The organism is Acidithiobacillus concretivorus, assembly GCF_018853445.1.
Taxonomy (GTDB): domain Bacteria; phylum Pseudomonadota; class Gammaproteobacteria; order Acidithiobacillales; family Acidithiobacillaceae; genus Acidithiobacillus; species Acidithiobacillus concretivorus.
The window spans coordinates 1-1,915 of the sequence record NZ_JABELD010000128.1; the positions used below are offsets into that span (position 1 = coordinate 1).

Annotated in this window: 2 protein-coding genes; both read right to left on the reverse strand. The window is 56.4% G+C overall.

Features of this window, described 5'->3' with window-relative positions:
* Positions 1-155: 155 nt before the first annotated feature.
* Positions 156-1,445, reverse strand: a complete 1,290-nt coding sequence (gene ftsA / locus HJG40_RS13505) for a cell division protein FtsA (protein WP_215864681.1) — start codon at positions 1,443-1,445, stop codon at positions 156-158.
* A 30-nt stretch (positions 1,446-1,475) separates the two neighbouring features.
* Positions 1,476-1,915, reverse strand: a 440-nt coding sequence (locus tag HJG40_RS13510; RefSeq protein WP_215864682.1) for a cell division protein FtsQ/DivIB, incomplete at its 5' end; no start/stop codon positions are given.

The window sequence follows — 1,915 nt, forward strand, 5'->3', positions numbered from 1 at the left end:
CACCCCTTCCAAACCCGCTCCACACATATTGTTGATGGCGTTACCACCACCACCGCCGACCCCGATGACCTTAATGACGGCGCCGTCCTGTTCGCATTCGTTTAATTCATACATGATATTTCTCCTGATTCGTTAAGTATGGGTGTGGGTGGGGATCAGCCGAAGCTGGTCTGGAACCAGTTGCGCATTTTCCGGAATACACCACCAAAGCTGGTGTCCATACCGGCATGTCCCTGACTGTGATCTTCATAGGCCGCCTTGGGCTGAGCGACAACGGCAGCTTCGCCTTGCCCGGCAGGTTGATTATGTAATCCGTACATGACCAGGCCCACGCCCGTGGCATGTCCAGGAACCCGAACCACGTTTTCCATCCCCGGCAAATGCATGGGTTCACCGACGCGAACCGGCAGGTGAAGGATTTCTTCAGCCAGTTCGGCAATGCCTTCCAGACGGCTGGAACCGCCGGTAATAACGACGCCAGCGGCAATCAAATCTTCATAGCCGGTGCGCCGCAGTTCTGCCTGGATGAGTTCAAACAATTCCTTGATGCGGGGCTCAATGATGTCACCGAGAATGCGCCGGGAAATAGTCCGGGGCGGGCGGGTACCGACGCTGGGTACCGAGATTTCATCATCCTGCTGGATGAGATCACCCAGGGCGCAACCGTATAGCTTCTTGATTTGCTCCGCTTCGACGGGTGGGGTACGAAGACCCAGGGCAATGTCGTTGGTCACCTGATCTCCGGCGATGGGAATGACGGCCGTATGGCGGACGGCCCCATCGCGGAAAATGGCAATATCGGTAGTCCCGCCACCAATATCCACCAGACAAACGCCCAGCTCTTTCTCGTCTTGGGTAAGCACAGCGTCTGCCGAGGCCAGTTGTTCGAGGACCAGATCCTGGACTTGCAGCCCGCAACGTTCCACACATTTGGCAATATTCTGGGCGGCACTGACTGCACCCGTAACAATATGTACCCGGGCTTCCAGGCGTACTCCCGACATGCCGACCGGTTCGCGAACCCCTTCCTGGCTGTCAATCATGAATTCCTGGGGCAAAATATGAATGACGTTCTGATCCTGGGGAATGACGATGGCGCGTGCTGCGTCCATGACCCGACCGACATCATCATTGCTGACTTCCTTGTTTTTGATGGCGACAATACCGTGGCTGTTGTAGCCGCGAATATGTCCGCCAGCGATGCCGACCACCGCGCCATGAATCTGAACGCCGGCCATGAGCTCGGCTTCTTGCACGGCACGGGTGATGGCCTGAACAGTGGATTCAATATCCACGACAACGCCTTTTTTCAAGCCCCGGGAGGGGTGCTGACCAACACCGATGATTTCTGCTTCACGACCACCTTTGGACTGCGCAACAATACAAGCCACTTTGGAAGTACCAATATCCAGGCCGACGATGAGTTCCTGATGTCCACGTTTCATTTGCTTTCTCTCCTTCGGATCCGGGATCCGTTACTGACTATTGACGGTGGTCGCTGAGGGCATGGCGACCGCAAAACCATTGGTATAGCGAAGATCCATTGTGGCTCCGGCTACCAGATATTCCTTGACCTGGGGGGCAATGGCCACCCAGCGTTTTAAAGCAGGGATCACGTCTTCGCTGCCCAGCAGCAGGCGGACCTGATTATTGAGAATGCAGCGCCATCCACCCCTTTGGTCTTCCTGAAGGGAAACGACTTTCAGGCCCAGTGGGGCAACAATGGTGTTAAATTTAGCCAGTTGCGCGAGGAGTTGGCTGCCACTATCGGCGGGTCCGGCAAGATTGGGGAGCCCATTGGGTACTTGTGCCGGGGGAACGCTGAACACCTTTCCCTGGGCATCGACCATTTGCCCGGCGCCACCCAGCCAGCGGGCGACCGGCGTGTAGGGTTTGATACTGACCGTCAGGCGAT

Bases quoted from the DNA above. Each gene is read 5' to 3' on its own strand.
- ftsA (WP_215864681.1), bottom strand. From the start codon at position 1,445: ATGAAACGTGGACATCAGGAACTCATCGTCGGCCTGGATATTGGTACT.